This is a genomic window from Pseudoalteromonas prydzensis (genome assembly GCF_011050055.1).
In the GTDB taxonomy this organism is placed as follows: domain Bacteria; phylum Pseudomonadota; class Gammaproteobacteria; order Enterobacterales; family Alteromonadaceae; genus Pseudoalteromonas; species Pseudoalteromonas prydzensis_A.
In genome coordinates, this window is sequence record NZ_DRGM01000086.1 from 1 (window position 1) to 18,521 (window position 18,521).

An 18,521-nucleotide genomic window follows, 5' to 3' on the forward strand; every position below is an offset into this window, starting at 1 on the left:
ATGTATTATGACTGCTCATTGACGTGCAAACAGGCCGCAGCACCAATAAGTGGAATATTATCTTGTGTGACGAGCGTCACAGGTATTTGGCTCACATATTGCGACATGATCCCTTTAGCACTAAAACGCTCAACAAAACGACCCGCAAGTAAACGAGCTTGCATACGCGGTAAAATACCGCCACCAATATACATGCCACCAAGCGCACCAAATGCAAGTGCGAGATCCCCTGCTACACTCCCTATCCAATCACAAAATTGGTTTAAGGTCGCATCACAAAGATCACATTCACCACTATTTGCTAGTTCGCTAATTTGCGCAGCCGTTAAATTTTTAGCTTCAACACCTTTTACAGCAGCCATTGCTTGATATAAATGAGCAATACCTGGCCCTGAAAACACCGTTTCTACCGATACATGCGGTAACTGCTTACGTAACTGAGTGATCAATTGAGCATCGAGTTCATTTACTGCTGCAAGCGTGATATGCCCAGCTTCGCAACTCAACACAGCACTTGCTTGAGTTGTACGTACTAAACAAGCAGCACCAAAACCGGTGCCGGGGCCCATTACAGCAATATTCGCATCAGTATCGGCTTGTCCGGCTTTAACTGCAATGTTTTGTTGTGGATCTAAATACGGCGCTGCATAAGCAAATGCAGCAAAATCGTTGATCACTTCAAGTTGCGCTAAATCAAATTCAGCTTTTACTTGTGCCACGCTAAAGTGCCAACCTAAATTAGTCAAATGTACTTGGCCAGCTTTTATTGGTCCCGCTACGGCTAAACACGCGCGACGAGGTTGAATATGGCTAACTTGCGACAAATAATGCGTCAGCGCCCCTTCCAACGAGCCAAAATTGGCGCTTGGAAAGGTAATATTATGCTCAATAACAAATTGTTTTTTTTCTAAGTTAAAGGCAGTAATTAAAGCAAAACGGGCATTAGTGCCGCCGATGTCGGCCACTAAGATAGGAGCGAATTCTGAATTTGGCTTGGAGTTCATCGTGTTTTCTCTTTTGTCTAAGCGGTTTAGATACTTAGCTATAACCGAGCTTATTATTGTAATTTCAATGGTCTTGCCATCGCCATGAGATAAACTTTGAGCTATCACCCCAAAGCAGTTACTCTAGTATAAAAAAATGCTGCCCAACTAAATGAGCAGCCAATACGTTTTGACAACAAAATGATAAAACGTCGACATTATGACACCGGTGTCAGGGTTGGATCAATAAAAATTTTAGATTACTGATAAATAGCTTGTAAAAATCAACAAATAAACGAGAATGGCACGAGTTATTTGCACTTTATTTACTTAAAGCAATTAGGTTGTGTATGAAAGGTAAAGCTACATCGTTTGACATTGCCCACTATGCAGGGGTATCGCAGTCTACTGTTTCGCGCGCTTTGCGTAACAGTCCATTGGTTAATGAAGAAACCCGCAAGCGTGTTTTTGAGGTAGCCAAACAACTTAATTATAAAGTTGATAAAAACGCCAGTAACTTACGGACTCAACAAAGTAGTACATTGGCTTTGTTATTGTTTGAAGATCCAACAGCCGATGAATCACAAATAAACCCATTCTTTTTGGCCATGCTTGGTAGTATTACCCGTGCATGTGCTGCACAAGGTTATGATCTGCTTGTATCTTTTCAATCAACTAGTGCCGATTGGCAAGCCGATTACGAAGACAGTCATCGCGCCGATGGCATTATATTACTTGGTTACGGTGATTATGTAGATTATCAAGCGAAATTTAGCAGCTTAATTGAGCAAAACACCAAATTTGTGTGTTGGGGAGCAAGTGTAGATAACCGCCCTGATCTGACCGTAAGTTGTGATAACTACGGTGGCGGCAAACTTGCGGCAGCACATTTATTACGTGCCAATAGAAAAGACTGCGCCTTTATAGGTGATGCGTCAGAGCATAGCCCAGAGTTTTTTGCTCGCTATCAAGGATTTAAAGACGAATTTAATCAGCACGGCATTACCCTGAGTGAACGTAAAATGGCCAACGCCATTTCCACCGAAGAATCGGGCTATCATGCCACTCGTTCATTAATTGCCAACAACATTCACTTTAATTCATTATTTGCCGCCAGTGACTTAATCGCCATTGGTGCTATACGGGCACTCAAAGAAGCCGGTATAAAAGTACCCGATGATGTTCATGTTGTGGGATTCGACAACATTGCCGTTGCCAGTTTTACTAACCCGCCACTGACCACAGTGCAACAAGATACCACCCTCGCAGGGCAAATGCTGGTTGATAATTTACTAAAATTGATCCGTGGTGAAGTAGTAGAAAACACCCTACTGCCGCCGTCGTTGATCATTCGCGGTTCAAGTGTGTAAGCGCACCTTAATTAAATTGTAATTATTGTAAGCTATACGTTAAACTCCTCCCGTTATAGTAATATTAAGTGGTGAGTTAAAAATGAAGTGGTTGTTATTTTGGTTTGTTTCTTTTGCTGGTTTTGCTAACACCACCATTGAGCCGTTATCATTTCAAGATGATGCATTAGCACAATGCATTAAAGAAACGGCAGCCGAAAAGCAATGGCATACTATTGAGCAATTTACTGACTTAAAATGCCATGGTATGGCCATAAAACACGCACAAGAATTAGCGCAATTTGTAAACTTACAGTCGCTTTCTTTATATAACAATCAGCTCACTGATTTAGATTTAACGTCTTTGAGCAAACTCACCTTGCTAAATTTAGCCAATAACCAACTCACTCAATTACAAATTCATTCATTAGCTAAGCTAGAAAAGCTTTATCTATTTAAAAATAACCTCACTACGCTCGACATGACCGGCTTATCTGCTTTACACACTGTAAGAATGATGCAAAATAAACTAACCAAGTTAGATATTTCCCCGTTAACGCAGTTAAAAATGGGCTATTTTTTTGATAATCAATTAACGGATCTACAGATCACTGGCTTAAATGAGTTAGAGTTTCTTGATGTACGACAAAACCCCATGTCCGACGAATTATATGATTTCTATGATCAACAAGCTGGCGTTGTGATAAGTCATGATGGCAATGCCGATGATTGGAAATAAACACCAATAGAGCAAACCCAACTAAACTGAGTTTGCTCGTTTTAAATTAAAAATTATAAGCAGCCGACACTTCCCATGTCGATATGTCAGCGTTATTCATTCCAGTATCATTAATGACATTATAGTCAGCCTGCTCTCTAGCTCTGTAATATGCTGCTATCAGCTTAAACTCCCACTTGCGAGAGTAACGCCATGCCAATTCTAAATCTAACTCATCACCTAACTTTTGCCTAGTCACTAAGGATTCAAAACTGTGGGCAACAATTTTCCAACGAATTTTTGCCTTGCGTCCAGCATAAGCAACATAAATATCACGCATGCCGCCAAGTTCATCGTAACGACTAAAAACATCTGCCCAGCCTAAAAATTTATGATTAGTCCCTAAACTTGTTTGAAACCCAACGCCATCATCATCGCCTAAATATTCATAGCCTACATCAATACGGTGGCTTTGATATTGCAAACCTAATTCAGTTAATAAGTACCATGTTTGGTAGTTAACAGGGTTATTGGCAGCCTCTTTTTGCCAGGCTAATTCAACCGTATAGTTATATTTAAACTGGTTAGGTTTTAGCGCACCTTCAAAGTGCACACCAAGCGTGTCAGACGAAAACTGCGAAGCTGAATGATTATCCAATAAATAAGCAAAGCTACTGACTTTTAAATTTGCATTGACCCGCTGACTAGCATTAAACAAATGGCTATGGTGCTGATGCTCCCCCAATTCGCTACTTGGTCGTATTGGGTTATCTTGATAACGGGGATCAGAGCGAGGAAGCTGTGTTCGGCTATCATCGCCATAAATACGCTGCACTTTGTCCACATAACTATAACTAAATTGCCAACCAAATCCGTTTTGGTAAGCGAGTGCTGCAGCATCAAAGGTTTGCTCATTTTGCCAGTACGCTGCGCTACCAATATGACGTTCATTATCAAAGCTAATGGCTTGACGCCCTAACTTAGCCGACCAATTAGCAGCAAATTGCCAATTTAGGTTAAATTGATTCAGCTCACCGCCTGGGGGATCGGGAATCGGGGCATGATCGTTAAACTGTGCGATAGAATTATAGCTGTCCGTGTCTAGTGCCCAAACATGATCATACTGAGCAAAAAATGTCAGCGCGTCAGTTGCTTTTAAACTTGCTTCAAGACGAGCCAGTAAGGTCGTCGCACTGGCATTTTTTAAGGATTGATCATTCACTTGCTGATGACGAGCGCGAAAGCTTGCGTCATAATCAAAGGTATCTGCAGCCGCTGTTCCTGTCATCATGGTTGTAGCAATAACCATTAATAAACGGCTCATACGTTTTCCTGCCAACTGGCCATTTGAATACATAACCCTTTAGATACTTGAGTGCCCATTGGCTCGCCGTAAGGCGATCCCCCTTTCTCTTCAAGAGTCAGTAATAGGTTTTCTGAATCTTTAATTAAACGCCATTCGGGCTCAGTAAGTGCTCGGTTAAATACATTTTTATTAATGGGAATAATACCTAAACTGCGTACTTGTTTATCGGTCTTTGAGGTTACCCACAATTCTAAACTCATATCACTGGGCACCGTTGGTGTATTTAATAACTCAATCGCCAATGTTCGGCTCCCCCCATAGGTTGTCGCAACTAGCTGAGGCTGTTGATTTTTATCGTTCATAATGGCGATATAACTAAGTGGATCGGCTTGCTTACTTGGTTGCTGAAAAAAGAGTGTTACTGCTAACGCTAGCAGCGAAAACGCACTCGCCGCTTGATAAAAACCAAGTCCAAACCAAGCCGTTAAAGTTTTTTTAGCGTATTGCGGCTGCAGCTGTAATTGCTGTTCAATAGCTTGCCAGGTATTTTTTTTCGGCATTAGCTCTGGCACATCATTATTTAACGGGGAAAACTTTGCTTCCCAGTAGTTTATGCGTTGATCTAATGCAGTGTGTTGCATTCTTAACCGGGTAATTCGTTTTCTCACCCGCATCGATTGAGTGCCTAATACATACTGGTGGGCAAGGTGTTCAATTAATTCAGCGTTATGGTAGCGCATTATTTTGCTAGACATTGTTGTAACCTCACCAGACCACGTTTTAGCCAAGACTTCACTGTATTTAATGGTTTTTCCAGTTTGATAGCAATTTCATCACGACTAAAACCATGATAATAAGCCATTAAAATACCTTGGCGTTGAAGCTTTTCTAGCTGCTTGAGGCAATCCTCTAATTGTTGGCCTATTTCACACAGTAACGTGGCAGATTGTTCGTTCGCAGCAATGTGCTCTTCGTAATTAAGCTCATCGGCAACGAGCTTTCCTTCAAGACGACGACTTTCGCTTCGCACTCTATCGTAACAGCGATAACGGACTATTGCTGCCATCCATGTAAAAGGCTCAGCTTTATCGCCTCTAAACTCACGGGCATTATGCCAAATTTGCACAAAGGCTTCTTGTAATACTTCATTGGCGCTATCAGGATTATGTAAAATTCGATAAGCAATACTATTAAGTTTACTTGCCGTTTGCTCATATAAGTCTCTAAATGCCTGCTGATCATGTAACGCAATTTTAGCGAGCAGGTCAGCTAGATTGTCTTTATTCATGCCATTTACCTTAGCCCCGTAAACTTAGATTATACCTAGATACGGGGCTGTTGCGCCTAAAAATAAAAATGAGTTTGTAGAAATAATTTGTCGTTATTTCGTTGTTCAAACTGTGGAATACTCTCTGCAACTCGGATCCCAGCACGCAATTGCAGATGCGATATTGGCGTATATTCAGTCACAAATGAAAAACGTGTTTCCTGATTTTCATCAATGTCTTTATTCGGGTCGTAATACTCCGATGTTAGCTTAAAGTTTAACCCTTGCCGCCATTGATAGTTGACTTCAAATAACCCGACTAGCTGGGTTCTATCTTGACCATTGCTTTGTTTAGTCAAAATCCAATCCCATTCAGCTAATAATGTAAAATCAGCAAAGGTGTAGGCGCCATACACATTGACTATTTTTTGCTGGGAGCTATCGCTATCATTCAGTACTAAAGTACTTCCCACCCGTGCATTAGCAAACTGATGTTCGCCTCGCACACCATATAAAAACTTATTATCATCGTTACTCACTGAGCTAGTACCATTTGAGATAAACAGATTTACTGTGCTTTGCGTGTAGTCTAGCCCGAGTTCAATACTATTATCACTACTGTCGAAATTGAATCCCGTTGCTTGTCTAACATAAGCCGAATCGTCTTCAAGGCGAATATCAAACGGCGTATACATTTTACCCATTTTAATATAGTGATTATTACTAAACTTATACATGGCAAAAGCTTCACGGTTTACCGCCGCACCCGGTGCTATTTGTTGATCTAAATAAAAAGTAACCCCTAACTCTTTTGCATTAAGTGCTAAATACAGCTGTGCTGAGTCGATTCTAAATGACGCATTTTCACTGTTAACCTTATTTTCGTCTTTACTGTATTCAAGGTTACTGCGAAAGTTACCACCTAATTGTAAGTAATCGTTTATTTTCCCTACATCTGCGCTGGTTAGTTTAAGCGGCTCAACTGGTAGCATGGCATGACCATATAAATTACCAAAACTCGTGCGTAAACCTCCCCCATTGGGATTTACATGGCAGGTGCCACATTTTAAATTATTCTTATAAGCAATATAAGGCTCCGCCATCACCTGAATATTAACGCTAAGTGCAATGACCAATAAAACGAGTTTAAAAATTTGCTGCATAAGTTAATGCTCCACCAGGTTGACCATCTGAATTTCCATCTAACTGCTGCCCAAACGTCCCCATTACAGTACCTATTGAGTCTTGATTAAGCACTAAGGTTAGGCTGCTAATTTGCGCTTGTTTGCCGATACGGATCGTCAGCAAGCGGTTGTTTTGCCAAATAAGTTGATAAGGAATAGACAAAGCACGATCATCTTCCATCAGTAATATTTGCTCGGCAGGTAAGGTTGATTTGTCAACATCAACACTAAAGCTAATACTGATATCGACGCTATCGTTTGATTGTTGTTGGCTTAACTGAGTAATAAATAAAGGCGCACTGTTTTCCGCAATTAATGCCCCCTTATCAATCCATTCTCCAATTGCTGCTATATCGGCACTAGAGAGTCCGGGTTGGTTCAATGGCATACGACTACCAGCTCTTGGATCGCCAAGTACTTTTAGGTAAATAAAGCTTGCTTCTTTATTACCCGGTGTAACACGCAAAAATTCTGAATTACCAACAGCCGTAACATTAATCAGATTTTTTGCCGTGTTATCTAATGTGTCAAATTGCAAACCAAAAGGTGCATTAGCCCCGACATGACACACTGAGCATATAGGTGTAAATATATTTTCTTGTAAAGCAGCCAATGTTGCAGCCTTGTTTTCATCGCCCGGTGGTAATGGCTCTGTTGGCGGCGTACCTTCGTTAACTGGCGGTTGTTCATCAACAACTGGGGGCTGCTGCTCTGTCACAGGTGGTTGGTCAACGATGGGCTGACCATTTTCATTTAATAAGCTACCATCACCAGCACCACAGCCATTGAGTAACAGTAAAAGCAGCATTAAAAAAATGCAGTTAATTATTTTCATTATTGATAACCCTATAAAAGCTGGACACTGTCCAGCTTATTGCTACTTATTGACGTGCTAATGGCCATTGGGCATAGTCACCGAATGTGTCACCAAGCTTTTGATCTGCAGTAAAAAAGTACAGTGGTTTGCCTTTATACGCCCATTGACGTTTGCTACTGCCATCATCTTCATTGCGTGTAATGATGCTAAATAAGCCCGTTGCTTGATCATTGTCATTGGCATACAGCGGTGGCCATGTTGCGGCGCAGCCAGCAAAACAGCTTGATTCGCCTGAATCCTTTTGATCAACATCAAAGGTGTAAAGTGATAGCGTTTGTAGTTCTTCTGCTGTTTTTCCAATGCTTGGCTCTAGCAGGCCATTAGCAACAAAGTATGCACCTTTAGCAGAGTCATTAAATAAGCGAACAGGAGCCGAGCGTGCCACATACCACACGTCACCAACCCCCTCTCCGCTGGTTGCTTGTGCATCGCTATCTGCACTAAAAAAGTACAGTGGTTTACCATTAACAGCCCATTGTTTAAAGCCGTCGTTTCTGTCAATAATGCTATAAGAGCCCGTAGCTTTATCTGCGCTCGTTGCAAGTAGCGGGGGCCAAGCTGTAATGCATGCCGCGCTTGTACAGCTTGAGCTGCCATTGCTATCGGCATTAAAGGTATACAGTGCAAAGCCTGTTTTATCTTGTTGTTGCGCAATAAAGTTGCCACTGCCGTCATCAACTAACAATAATGTGCTTCCGGTTACTGTCAGCGTGTCGCCAAGTGAACTATTTTCTGATGTTAACTGGGTTTTTGCTGCTGGTTTAATAATGTGCCAAACGCCACCTAAGCCGTCGCCATTAGCTTGAGCTTTGTCGGTGTCATTTGCAAAAAAGTATAAGGGTTGCTGCTGGTAAGCCCATTGTTTAGTGCCATCTTCTCGCGTGAAAATACTAAAATCACCAGTTGCTTCGCTATTTTCATTGGCTAAAAATGGTGGCCAAGTAACAGCGCAGTTGGCGCTACAATTAGAGGCGCTATTAGCGTCGTTATCGAAGGTATAAAGCGTATGTTGATCGAAGTTTGTTACTGTGGTTATAAAACTACCTGGTGCGGCGGGATCTTCAGCTAATATGCTGGTTTTACCACTGGCAGTTAACAAAGTGCCTGCATCATTAGTACGGAAAATTGCGGGTTCCGTTGTCGCTAGATGCCACACATTACCTACATTGTCGCCTAATTTATCACCTTGCGTTTGATCACTAGCAAAAAAGTACAATGGCTTACCATTATATGCCCACTGCTTGCTATCGTTTCGGCTCAGTAACGAAAACAATCCTTCGCTATGGGCTCCTTGATCAGCCATTAGCGGCGGCCAAGTATTTACACATTGGTCACTCGTACAGTTAGTCGTGTCGATAGCATCAACATCAAAGATATACAAACTAAAACCAGTTTTATCAATTCGCGCTAACTCGATAACCTCAGATGCAGAGCTTGCTACTCGTACCACGTCACTCCCAACGAGCTGTTGTTCATTAATAACTACTGGTCGCGGGCGAGCTAAATGCCAAATATTATTGAGACCATCACCGTTAATGTCGCCTTCACTACTATCATTAACATACTGATATAATGGACGGCCATGTAACGCCCACTGTAATGTGCCGTCATCTCGATTTATAATGCTGAAATCATCACTGGCTTGGCTATTTTGTTCAGCCAGCAAAGGTGGCCAAATAGCGGCGCAGCTACTGCTGTCATTACTTGAACCCGCAGCCGCTCCCTGCTCTGCATTACACACCGATTGATCTTTTGGATCATTTGCAAATACATATAACGACAAACCAAACTCACTTGTAAACACAGTGCCGTTTTCAGCTAGGCTCACTTTTTTAGGCTGCGTTGATTGAACAGGAAACTGGCTACCACTCGGTGTGCTTGTTACTGGCGGCTTAGCTTGCTCTGCTGGCGTTGTTTGGGTTGTATTATTATCACTTCCGCCACAGGCTGTTAAACTCATTGACACAACTGCCAATGCAACCAAGCGAGATACTTTATTTATTTTCATTTATATACTCTCTGAATTTTAAGGGTTCGAGAGCAATTACGCCGTTAACCAAAAAAAGTTGCAGTGCATATAAATTTTTTTCATTTATTTTTTAATTACCTGAAATTAGGCAGTCAATTAAATAAGGATTGCCGTGTAGGCTGGGAAGCGTTATGGGAAGGATGGTTCAAATTGCAAACCATCCTTGAAGGTTACCAACTTGCGCTATCTATTGATGAACATTGGTGATTAAGAAACAGGTAATTGCAGCTAATTTACGACTTATCATTGCAAAAAGCGCTAAAAACAAGATGGCTGATAGCGCCAATAGCAGCCCCTACAATTAAAGCTTTAAAACCACCAAAAAGATTTATTAATAACCAGTACCCTTGTCCTGCTCCCAATGAACCTTTTTGCATGATGTCAGCTAACATCATGTAGTTCCATCCAAGGTGCAACATCACAGGAGCAACAAATGAGCCAAGTACGAGCCAGTAAAACAAAGCTTCTATTGGCTTTTTACATTTAATATCCATAAACCAAAGTACTATCAATGGCAGTAGTATTGGAATAGATAAAACGATTGAAGTGCCAATAGCGCTTAAAATAGTACTACCACCCATAACAAAACCTAAACATGCCATCGTCATTGCGATCGCAACACTACATAAAGCAATTTTGGTAATTATCGACATAAATATCATCCTTGAAAACAGCTGCACCAGTCTAAATTTAGTTAATTAAACTATATTTGCTAGGCCAACATACTTTATGTAATCCGCTCAGCATCATCTAACATTTTTACTGGCAGTTGATTTTTCAACCATAAAAGGTGCTGGAGGATATGGACAACACTAAAAAATAGCGGTCCTCCAATTATAAATAATTTATACCAGCTAAAACTTAAGCTAAGAAACTCACCTTGATAGTTACAACTCAACCAATACACATAGAGCAAATTAGATGCTAAATGAGGAAGAACGTAGTAAGTGTTTTTATATGTAATTCCATTTACATCCATATCGATGAAGTCACCTAACCCAAGGTGTCGTAACTCTGGAAAATGAGGCTTTGGGATTTCATCAACAATTACAAAATATGCCTGTTGTAAAAATTCCAAAGAATAAAAGCCTTTAAACTCGTCAAAAATGTAGAGCAAGCGACCCTTTGTTCTTGGTGCTTTAAAAAACAATGAATTATGGGTAACATGAGGGCTGGAGAGTTCCAGCTACCCGATTAGCTTTATTTGAGTGCATTTAACTCAGCTTTAAGGCTTTTTAATTTGATGAAATGTGCCTGTCCTATTTTTCCTCTTTTTTCCTCCATATGTCCCTTAAATTAATCAAAAATTATGACGATTGCACAAGGCGCATCGTCTCTTATGACGTCGTTGTTATTTCGATTTCAATAGTTATCACTGCTTAGGCTTTAGGGTTTCAATGATTTTTGCATCAACCCAGTAAATATCGCCTTCAGGTTGTGTGCCGTCTGTATCCCGAACGGGTTTTCGGTTAAAGAAAAGATACTTACCGTCTGGAGATACATAGCCACTCGCTTCTGTTCCATCAGTGTTAATGCTATCGCCTAAGTTTATTGCACTACCCCATGCACCATCCGGCTGGCGAAAGCTGATATACAGATCCGTATCACCAAATCCCTGTTCTTTCTCACTATCCCAGATAATGTAAGACTCATCAGGAGCGATAAACGGATGGGCAGTCCACTTGCCAGAATTAATATGATCGGCCAGCAATCTCGGCGCCTGGCGCTGGCCGTTTTTAACCTCAGAGATTCTGAGCACATCATTGCTTTTGTAATCATCAAATATATAGGTACCATCGGCCGCTGCTGACAGGCGCATAATGCCCCAATCTTCCCGGTCAAACATCGGACCAAGGCTTTTTACCTCTGACCAGCCATCCGCGGTGCGTTCCCTGTATTTGTTACCCAAATGCAGGGTATTGCCATCTGGTGACAGTATCGGTCGGCCAATTCTGGGGCCAATCACCGACTCTTGCCACTGGTTATTCTCAAGTTTAAAACGCATTAACCACCACTGTTGCGTATCCACGTCCCTTCTGGAGAAGTAGAACTCGGTTAAATCTGGCGTGAACGAGCCGCTAAAGTCGCGATGCCGGGTTGAAACATAACCCGGGGCAAATTTCTTCGGTGTTAAACCTGGCGGTACCTGGCCAAGATAAGGTCCTGCTAACAAGGGTAAGCCTTGCTGAGCGTTATTATCTACTGCCAGAGCCGACGCAGACAGCAAAAGCGCCACAGATAGCCACACATACTTCATCCGATATTCCTTAAACATTATCCAGTACCACCTTGTTTATTTTCGCTCTTTAGTTTGGGTGTGCTTCAAATTGCTGAGCGTTATCACCAATTTTCAACCAGGCTGGTTTATCCGCAACAAACTCGTGAAATTGGTTTTCAATGTCGATTTCACCGTCAATGCAATGGGCATTGATAGGAAAAAGAAATGTGCCTGTCCTATTTTTCCACGGTACTATGAACCTTTATTTTTTAAAAACTAAAATCAGACTAAAAAATTGCAGGGTCAGTCACATCCCATATTTTAAGTTTAGTTAGGATTTTCGGTATTTCGTAAGTAAAAACATTTGCATCGAGTGAAGAGCTATTACACATACCAACAAAGGCTACTTGCTCCTTGGGTCTACGGATATAACTAGTGCTTGTACCCATCCATCCGCCATTGTGCAGCGTATAATTCGGCTCTATATATTGCCCATTAGCATAAAAAGTTATTCCGTTGTTTTCGAATGAGTGTTGACTATTTGGCGTATTAAATTGAGCCATCAATTTGTTAGGAGCATCGCCTAATTTCGGGGTATAAAAGTGATTATCCCAAATCAACATATCTTCGAGTGTCGTGTAAAGACCACCGTCACCCACAACAAAAATATTTGTTTCATAACGTTTTAATCCAATATCTTTGAATGTTCTATACCCTTCGGCACGGTTAGGTACTATCTCTCGCATATCATCAGCGAAAAAAGTGTCGTGCATACCAAGCGGTTCAAATATATATTTTGTAGTGTACTCCCGCATGGACATGCCACTGACTTTAGCGACTAACTCCGACAATAAAAAATAAGCGAAGTTACTATAAGCCTGTTGCGTATCAGGCTGATGCTCTAAAGGAAGCGATTTTATGACATCGTAGTATTCTTCTTTGGTCAGGTAGTCCTCATCACCAAGTCTGAACGGACCACCTGCGGTCGACAGTAGTGGTTTGGGTAAGAGCGATTGAAGTGTATCGTAATCTGCCATTCCTGAAACGTGACCTAACATTGAGTTGATAGTTACTTTTACACCGTAGTCTTTCAAATCAGTAAGATATTTCCGTATATCATCATCAAGGTTAATTTCCCCTTTTTCTGCTAACAACAATACCGCAAGTCCGGTGAATTGTTTGGATACAGAAGCCATACGAAATACTGATATTGAACTGAGTGGAACCTGATGTTCGATGTTTGCCAAACCATAGCTTTTCTTGAATAAAAATTGCTGATTCTTAATAACACCTACAGAGCATCCCGGTCCATTAACAGGTATAGACTCTCCTGCAATTCTATCAATTTCCTTTTCCAGTAGTGTTAATTGTGTTTCGCTTCCCATAACGGCAAATGAAAATAACAAAAGAACCCCAGCGATTGCTTGAATACTTTTATACATTAATTTCCCCTTTTTTTATTATTAACTATTCTAATAGCTGAATAGTTTCAACACTTCCCTTTACAGCAATCAGTCCAATTATCTACGCACTTCTTCGTAGGTTGGCTTTTTTTGTTGAAAAAGTCAACAAAGTGATGAAATGAGCAAAATCGGATGATCACAATTATTGTTATTGGCACTGAAGACATATTTCGAAATTTTGATTACGGCAGCTTTAGCCTTACTGTGCCTTAAAATTAATAAATATCAGATTTTCTCTTGCTAACACTTACATTTAAAAGTGGCAAACCAAAATGCAATTGGATGGTTAGGCTTGATGCAATTGAGTGGCACTAATGGTAGATATTTTCCATCAAAACTCGACGCCTAGGGCAACTAACGAGCCTGTAGAATAACTCGTTTTTGATTTATTTTTATTGATGCATTAACCATAGCCGAGTTCCTATTTTGATTCAATCGCTTACTTCGATTTTACGTAAAATATAAAAGAGGATTTGCTGTTGCTTTAATGGGCGTTTTGGAAGGTATGACAGGTCTTTGAATGGCTCATTTGAGGGGGTAAGGGCTTACCCTAATCAGTGCATCGTGTTTTGTAGCTTTTTTATATTGTGAACAAGACACTACAGTTGTCGCAGTAAAAAAATGGGTCAAATCCTGAGGGCTCCCTCTCAGGGTCACCCATTTGGTTCCATAGTTTTTGACACCTTTATTCCCGAGTAAGTTAATAAAACAAGCGACTTAGCTTATTGACTTAAAGGGATCTCATGTGTCCGCGATTATTTATTGTTTTATAACTGCAGCAATCATTTTCTGTTTACACACTAGTATTTAGTTGATACTAGTGATAAGTTAGCACTACTGTTAACTAAACACTAGCAATATTAATGTGAATGAGCTTAATGACAAAAACGCACAAGAGCAGCAAGCTATTGACGCGTTGACTAAAAAGTTTACTAAGGAGATCAGTGCCGGTACCTCTGCATTGGTTTTGCTTAGCATACTCAAAAATGCCGATAAACCACTCTACGGCTACCAAATTGGTAGCTTACTTAATACAGATAAGCAGGGCGCGATTTACCCTGTGCTCAGAAATATGGAAGCAAAAGGCTTACTAAATAGTCAAGTGAAAATGTCCCCAACTGGCCCGCCAAGAAAGTATTTCACCATTTCTAAACTTGGCAAAGCAGTACTGGCTCAATGGGTTCAAATTTGGGAGCAAACACAACAACTCGTTAATCAAGCGATTAGTGGCAAGACAAATGGAGACAATGATGTCTAATGATCAAGTAGAACAGAATATTCAAGACTATTTAAGTGCATTAACCGCACAATTGCAGGGCCAAGATATTGCATTGATCCAAGATGCACTCTATGACGCAGAAAACCACTTCCGTTGCGCCTTTGATGCTGCTGGGCGTCAGCCTAGTGCCATATTCGACATTATAAAAAGCTACGGTACCCCTAAGGAAATTGCAAAATACTACTGTGATATGGAGTTAACGGTTAATTGGGCAATTTACGGCATTTGCACATCTAATATCATAGCTCCCAAAAATACCTCAATGTTTGCGATTCTTAAAGATATGTCAGCATACAAGGCGCTTATCTATGCATTTATCCGCCCACCTTTAAGTATTGCATACTTTGCTTGGACCCTGATGGTAGGCTTGTGCAGCGCAGCGGCATCGTTGTTTATTGTTGGCCTACCAATATTGGTTTTTTATATGAAGTCGATGCAGTACTTGTCATTATTAGAAGGTCGCTTAATCGAAAGTTTATTGCGCTTAAGAATGCCAAGACGTCCCGCCAATACTGATATTAGCATGAAGCAAAAAGTGTTAGACCCACTGCTACTTAGGAGAAACTGGTCAACAAGTCTTTATTTATTTTTGCAGCTGCCGCTGGCAATTGTGTATTTATTATTGATTGTGCTGCCAACTATACTGGCCACTTGTTTATTCTTATCACCTATCGTTGATCCGATACTTCATACCATTTATCCAACTTTTGAAATTGATATCAATTGGTATTGGTTACCAGCAACAACCATTGTTAGCACAGGCCTACTTATGCTTACGCTGTTCTTAGCCAAATTGCTGGGCACACATCATAGCAAGCTTGCCAAAGCTATGCTTGTTGCTGCTTAAAAAGATAATTAGGAATAAACATGGAAGACCTAAAACTATTTACTCGTAACAACCCAATCATGACATTTACTTGTTTAGCTTTTAGCCTCACTTGGCTTGTTTGGTTTAGTGTACCCAGTATTGCAGGAGACAATTGGGCATTTGGCAAAATCATTGCTGGCGCAGGGTTTGGTCCTGCGCTCGCGGCAATTATTTTAGCGCAACTACAAGGTACGGGGTGTGAGTTCAGGTCTGTAAAATGGTGGACTAGTTTAAGCGGTGTATTTGCCATTATGTGTGCTATTTATACCTCTATGCTAATGACCGGAGATGCCATTACCTTAGAGCTTTTTAAAAAAGCAGAGCCGATAGGATTTTCAACGTTAAGTATTGTGTCGGTTATTATCTCATCGGCAGTGGCTGCATTTATTGTGGCATGCTTAATCTGTAGCCGAGATAGCCGTTTTAGCTCATTATTGCAATTTCGAATTAATTTAAAATGGTGTCTCATTGCTTTATTTTTGCCTGCAACTTGGTTTTTATTGGGCATGCTTACGGTGACGTTAACGGATGGTACCGCACCAACTTTTCCACTCGACTTTTTAAACTCAACAGACACTCTATTTGTACTGCGTAGTATTTTATTTACCTTTTTTGTTGTCGCCATTGGAGAAGAAGCGGGCTGGCGAGCATGGTTATTACCCGAACTTCAAAAGCGTTTTAGCCCTTTACTAAGCTCTTTTATATTAGGCCTTATTTGGGGAGCATGGCACTTCCCATTATTTGTTATTGGCCAATACTCTGAGTCTCCTGTGGCAACATTTGCTAAAATGGGGGCTTGCGTTATTCTCGCCACACTCTTTACATGGCTCTATAACCATTCAAAGCAAAGTTTGTTGGTAGCGGTAATATTCCATACTGCATTAAACAACAGCGCTCGAATACTGCCGATTACTGCACAATCGGGCATCTATATGCTCGCAATTTTCATCACTGTAATAGTGTTCGATAAAATGTGGAAAAAAGAGCGGGGGCAAATTAGGTTAACGTGATGAGTCTATAATAGGGTTGGTAAAACCATCAGATTTGATTAAACCTGCACGGTTAACCGCTCATATTTTAAATGCTGAGTAGACCAATAAACCAAAGGGGTCACCCTGGTGGCAATATCGCTCTTTATAAAAAATAGCACGCATTAAAGTACGCAGTTTAATGAAATTGGGGGTCAGTGAGCGACTGGCCATAGCATGCGGTATCACCAGTACCAAAAGTAGGCGCTTGGAAGCGAAGGCCCTTGTAGAAACTCAAAAACAAAAGGAGTTAACATTGCGCTAGGCAATGACTATTTAGCTTCACAAGGTTTAGTGTCATTGAGAGATATTTGGATCAATATTCATTACGGGAGATGAACCGCCCATTGCACTTCCTGTTAATAAAAAGCGCATGATGGGTGGTGTGGCGGCTGAAGGTTAGAGACCTCTGGCTACCCGATTATAAGCACTACTACTGACATAACTTTGGCCAAGGCTATATAATGTTTTATTCTTCTTGATCAAATGTAATCGGACATCATCCCAATCGAGCAAAATATTTACCTTCTCAATTATTTCATTATTTTTTTCTTGATCAATTTTTAATGCAGCAAGACCAATTGAATTACCACCACTTTCTTTTTTAAAATGCTCAATTTTTTCTGAAACAATATTTCTAGATACAGCTACATTACTAGAGAGCAGCTCTCTGAGGGCACCATGAGCCTTGCTAATGGAACTAATATATTTTCGTGAAGCTAATAAAACATTTACTTTTTCAGGCATCTCGTTAGCCACTGATTTTTTAAATGCTTTATCCGAACTAACTTCGTCTTTATGGGCAAACACGCAAATTTTATGTTCTAGTTCACAATTAGTTTTATCCATTGAAGTCCAGCAACCACCTAATTGGCTCGAGTGCACTGCTAGACCTCGATGCTGCACATAATTTCTTAGTGCTTCCATAAATCGATATTCGAAACAATCATCATACTCATAAGAAAATAAGCTTTTTACATTTGCGGTTTCATCTAATAAGCAGGCTTTTACATGCTGATTTAAATGATCCATATATAATCTTGAAGCTGTCAAAAGGTTTACAACCATTCGATTTAGCCTGATCCTGATATCAAAGAAATCAGAATATTCGTCATTATTTCTGAGCATAGATTCACATGTAATATTTAAGCACTCTTTTTCTAAATCGATAAAATTGGCAACGAGGAGTTCATACTTTTCTTCGATTGCTAAGGCTCCTAACAAACAGTCTCTCGATGCCTTCAATTCCAAAAAGTCAGGCTCACTAATTTCTATTTCAAAATTAGATGCCAAAACCATTTTTCGTAATATGTAGTTAGTCAAGAGTGCAGAACCTCAATGTGCTTATAACGCCCGGCTTTGGGCTTTGGGGCGGACTTGTAGCCGCGAAGCGGCGGAAAAACCGTCCCAGCCCCGAAGGGGCGACAACAGCCGATTGTTATGTTTTCAATAGTACTGTGTGTAGTCAGCCTCAAAGCCGGCCATGGCAGCCAGTTGATCTAGGATGGCTTTTCCGCTCGATAATAGCTTTTTGGTTCTCTCGGGATCATCCCAGCCATCAGCACCATGTTTTCCACCGTGAAATAGATTGTTCCGGACAGTTTTGAGAAGGCGGACGACCCTGCAAAGATCTGAGCGACAGTCACCCATACCAACTTTTTTCCATTCCACAACCGAGTACGGGCCTACCTTCTGTCGCATTGGATTTAATTCCAGCAACTCTCGTGTCTGCTCGGAATGTTGAAAAATACCTGCATACCGCTCAATGAAGGCATCCCACCCTGGCTCAGCATTTTCTCCAACGTCATTACGTTTGAGGAACTTATTTTCTTTAAGTGCAAACTCGAATCGAGAGAACCAGTAGAAGAAATCGAATGCAAAATCTTTCAACTCGTCTTGAATGTCTTCTCTACGCACGGACTCTCCTGAAAACATAACATTTTAGTATTTAT

The 18,521-nt window shown here is 40.8% G+C and carries 18 protein-coding genes; 5 read left to right on the plus strand and 13 right to left on the minus strand.

The annotated features are described in order from the left end of the window. Positions 1–5: 5 nt before the first annotated feature. Complete coding sequence (gene glk, locus ENH88_RS08255; protein WP_304181548.1) at positions 6–1,004, minus strand: glucokinase; 999 nt, start codon at positions 1,002–1,004, stop codon at positions 6–8. Positions 1,005–1,333: 329 nt separating this feature from the next. On the opposite strand from glk, the gene ENH88_RS08260 reads away from it, so the two are divergent. Beyond that, entirely contained in the window at positions 1,334–2,353 is a 1,020-nt protein-coding gene (locus ENH88_RS08260) for a LacI family DNA-binding transcriptional regulator (RefSeq protein ID WP_304181549.1), read from the plus strand. 82 nt (positions 2,354–2,435) lie between these two features. Continuing rightward, positions 2,436–3,071 (plus strand): leucine-rich repeat domain-containing protein, encoded by a 636-nt coding sequence (locus ENH88_RS08265; protein WP_304181551.1) that lies wholly within the window; start codon positions 2,436–2,438, stop codon positions 3,069–3,071. A 46-nt stretch (positions 3,072–3,117) separates the two neighbouring features. Here ENH88_RS08265 and ENH88_RS08270 read toward each other — a convergent pair whose 3' ends face one another. The 10 genes from ENH88_RS08270 to ENH88_RS08315 form a co-directional block, all read right to left on the minus strand. Next, positions 3,118–4,374: a hypothetical protein gene (locus ENH88_RS08270; protein ID WP_304181553.1), complete on the minus strand. Its 1,257-nt coding sequence runs from the start codon at positions 4,372–4,374 to the stop codon at positions 3,118–3,120. Further along, positions 4,371–5,111 (minus strand): anti-sigma factor, encoded by a 741-nt coding sequence (locus tag ENH88_RS08275; protein WP_304181555.1) that lies wholly within the window; start codon positions 5,109–5,111, stop codon positions 4,371–4,373. The genes ENH88_RS08270 and ENH88_RS08275 overlap by 4 nt, the downstream gene beginning before the upstream one ends. After that, complete coding sequence (locus tag ENH88_RS08280) at positions 5,096–5,644, minus strand: RNA polymerase sigma factor (RefSeq protein ID WP_304181557.1); 549 nt, start codon at positions 5,642–5,644, stop codon at positions 5,096–5,098. Before ENH88_RS08280 ends, ENH88_RS08275 begins: the two co-directional genes overlap by 16 nt. Before the next feature lie 56 nt (positions 5,645–5,700). Further along, positions 5,701–6,786 (minus strand): hypothetical protein, encoded by a 1,086-nt coding sequence (locus ENH88_RS08285; RefSeq protein ID WP_304181559.1) that lies wholly within the window; start codon positions 6,784–6,786, stop codon positions 5,701–5,703. Beyond that, a complete protein-coding gene (locus tag ENH88_RS08290; protein WP_304181560.1) occupies positions 6,770–7,642 on the minus strand; it encodes a hypothetical protein in 873 nt (290 codons plus the stop codon). The genes ENH88_RS08285 and ENH88_RS08290 overlap by 17 nt, the downstream gene beginning before the upstream one ends. 46 nt (positions 7,643–7,688) lie before the next feature. Further along, positions 7,689–9,692 (minus strand): hypothetical protein, encoded by a 2,004-nt coding sequence (locus tag ENH88_RS08295; RefSeq protein ID WP_304181562.1) that lies wholly within the window; start codon positions 9,690–9,692, stop codon positions 7,689–7,691. 254 nt (positions 9,693–9,946) lie between these two features. Next, the gene (locus ENH88_RS08300) at positions 9,947–10,366 is read right to left on the minus strand and encodes a hypothetical protein (RefSeq protein WP_304181563.1); all 420 of its coding nucleotides are present in this window, start codon (positions 10,364–10,366) and stop codon (positions 9,947–9,949) included. A gap of 74 nt (positions 10,367–10,440) precedes the next feature. Continuing rightward, on the minus strand, positions 10,441–10,791 hold the full coding sequence (locus tag ENH88_RS23200) for a hypothetical protein (RefSeq protein ID WP_208855841.1): 351 nt from the start codon (positions 10,789–10,791) through the stop codon (positions 10,441–10,443). 294 nt (positions 10,792–11,085) lie between these two features. Beyond that, complete coding sequence (locus ENH88_RS08310) at positions 11,086–11,970, minus strand: hypothetical protein (RefSeq protein WP_304181565.1); 885 nt, start codon at positions 11,968–11,970, stop codon at positions 11,086–11,088. A 248-nt stretch (positions 11,971–12,218) separates the two neighbouring features. Further along, positions 12,219–13,373, minus strand: coding sequence for a serine hydrolase domain-containing protein (locus ENH88_RS08315; protein WP_145242813.1), 1,155 nt, complete (start codon positions 13,371–13,373; stop codon positions 12,219–12,221). Between the two features lie 886 nt (positions 13,374–14,259). Here ENH88_RS08315 and ENH88_RS08320 point away from each other — a divergent pair. The 3 genes from ENH88_RS08320 to ENH88_RS08330 are packed head-to-tail and all read left to right on the plus strand — an operon-like array spanning position 14,260 to position 16,551. Beyond that, positions 14,260–14,652 carry a PadR family transcriptional regulator gene (locus ENH88_RS08320; RefSeq protein ID WP_304181569.1) on the plus strand — a complete coding sequence of 131 codons (393 nt, stop codon included), beginning with the start codon at positions 14,260–14,262 and terminating at the stop codon, positions 14,650–14,652. Further along, the gene (locus tag ENH88_RS08325; RefSeq protein WP_304181570.1) at positions 14,642–15,520 is read left to right on the plus strand and encodes a sensor domain-containing protein; all 879 of its coding nucleotides are present in this window, start codon (positions 14,642–14,644) and stop codon (positions 15,518–15,520) included. The genes ENH88_RS08320 and ENH88_RS08325 overlap by 11 nt, the downstream gene beginning before the upstream one ends. 20 nt (positions 15,521–15,540) lie before the next feature. Beyond that, complete coding sequence (locus tag ENH88_RS08330) at positions 15,541–16,551, plus strand: CPBP family intramembrane glutamic endopeptidase (RefSeq protein WP_304181571.1); 1,011 nt, start codon at positions 15,541–15,543, stop codon at positions 16,549–16,551. 417 nt (positions 16,552–16,968) lie between these two features. Here ENH88_RS08330 and ENH88_RS08335 read toward each other — a convergent pair whose 3' ends face one another. After that, entirely contained in the window at positions 16,969–17,892 is a 924-nt protein-coding gene (locus tag ENH88_RS08335) for a hypothetical protein (RefSeq protein WP_304181572.1), read from the minus strand. 123 nt (positions 17,893–18,015) lie between these two features. Next, positions 18,016–18,486, minus strand: a complete 471-nt coding sequence (locus ENH88_RS08340; protein ID WP_304181573.1) for a hypothetical protein — start codon at positions 18,484–18,486, stop codon at positions 18,016–18,018. Positions 18,487–18,521 lie beyond the last annotated feature (35 nt).

Bases quoted from the DNA above. Each gene is read 5' to 3' on its own strand.
- glk (WP_304181548.1), bottom strand. From the start codon at position 1,004: ATGAACTCCAAGCCAAATTCAGAATTCGCTCCTATCTTAGTGGCCGAC.
- ENH88_RS08260 (WP_304181549.1), top strand. From the start codon at position 1,334: ATGAAAGGTAAAGCTACATCGTTTGACATTGCCCACTATGCAGGGGTA.
- ENH88_RS08265 (WP_304181551.1), top strand. From the start codon at position 2,436: ATGAAGTGGTTGTTATTTTGGTTTGTTTCTTTTGCTGGTTTTGCTAAC.
- ENH88_RS08270 (WP_304181553.1), bottom strand. From the start codon at position 4,374: ATGAGCCGTTTATTAATGGTTATTGCTACAACCATGATGACAGGAACA.
- ENH88_RS08275 (WP_304181555.1), bottom strand. From the start codon at position 5,111: ATGTCTAGCAAAATAATGCGCTACCATAACGCTGAATTAATTGAACAC.
- ENH88_RS08280 (WP_304181557.1), bottom strand. From the start codon at position 5,644: ATGAATAAAGACAATCTAGCTGACCTGCTCGCTAAAATTGCGTTACAT.
- ENH88_RS08285 (WP_304181559.1), bottom strand. From the start codon at position 6,786: ATGCAGCAAATTTTTAAACTCGTTTTATTGGTCATTGCACTTAGCGTT.
- ENH88_RS08290 (WP_304181560.1), bottom strand. From the start codon at position 7,642: ATGAAAATAATTAACTGCATTTTTTTAATGCTGCTTTTACTGTTACTC.
- ENH88_RS08295 (WP_304181562.1), bottom strand. From the start codon at position 9,692: ATGAAAATAAATAAAGTATCTCGCTTGGTTGCATTGGCAGTTGTGTCA.
- ENH88_RS08300 (WP_304181563.1), bottom strand. From the start codon at position 10,366: ATGTCGATAATTACCAAAATTGCTTTATGTAGTGTTGCGATCGCAATG.
- ENH88_RS08310 (WP_304181565.1), bottom strand. From the start codon at position 11,970: ATGAAGTATGTGTGGCTATCTGTGGCGCTTTTGCTGTCTGCGTCGGCT.
- ENH88_RS08315 (WP_145242813.1), bottom strand. From the start codon at position 13,373: ATGTATAAAAGTATTCAAGCAATCGCTGGGGTTCTTTTGTTATTTTCA.
- ENH88_RS08325 (WP_304181570.1), top strand. From the start codon at position 14,642: ATGATGTCTAATGATCAAGTAGAACAGAATATTCAAGACTATTTAAGT.
- ENH88_RS08330 (WP_304181571.1), top strand. From the start codon at position 15,541: ATGGAAGACCTAAAACTATTTACTCGTAACAACCCAATCATGACATTT.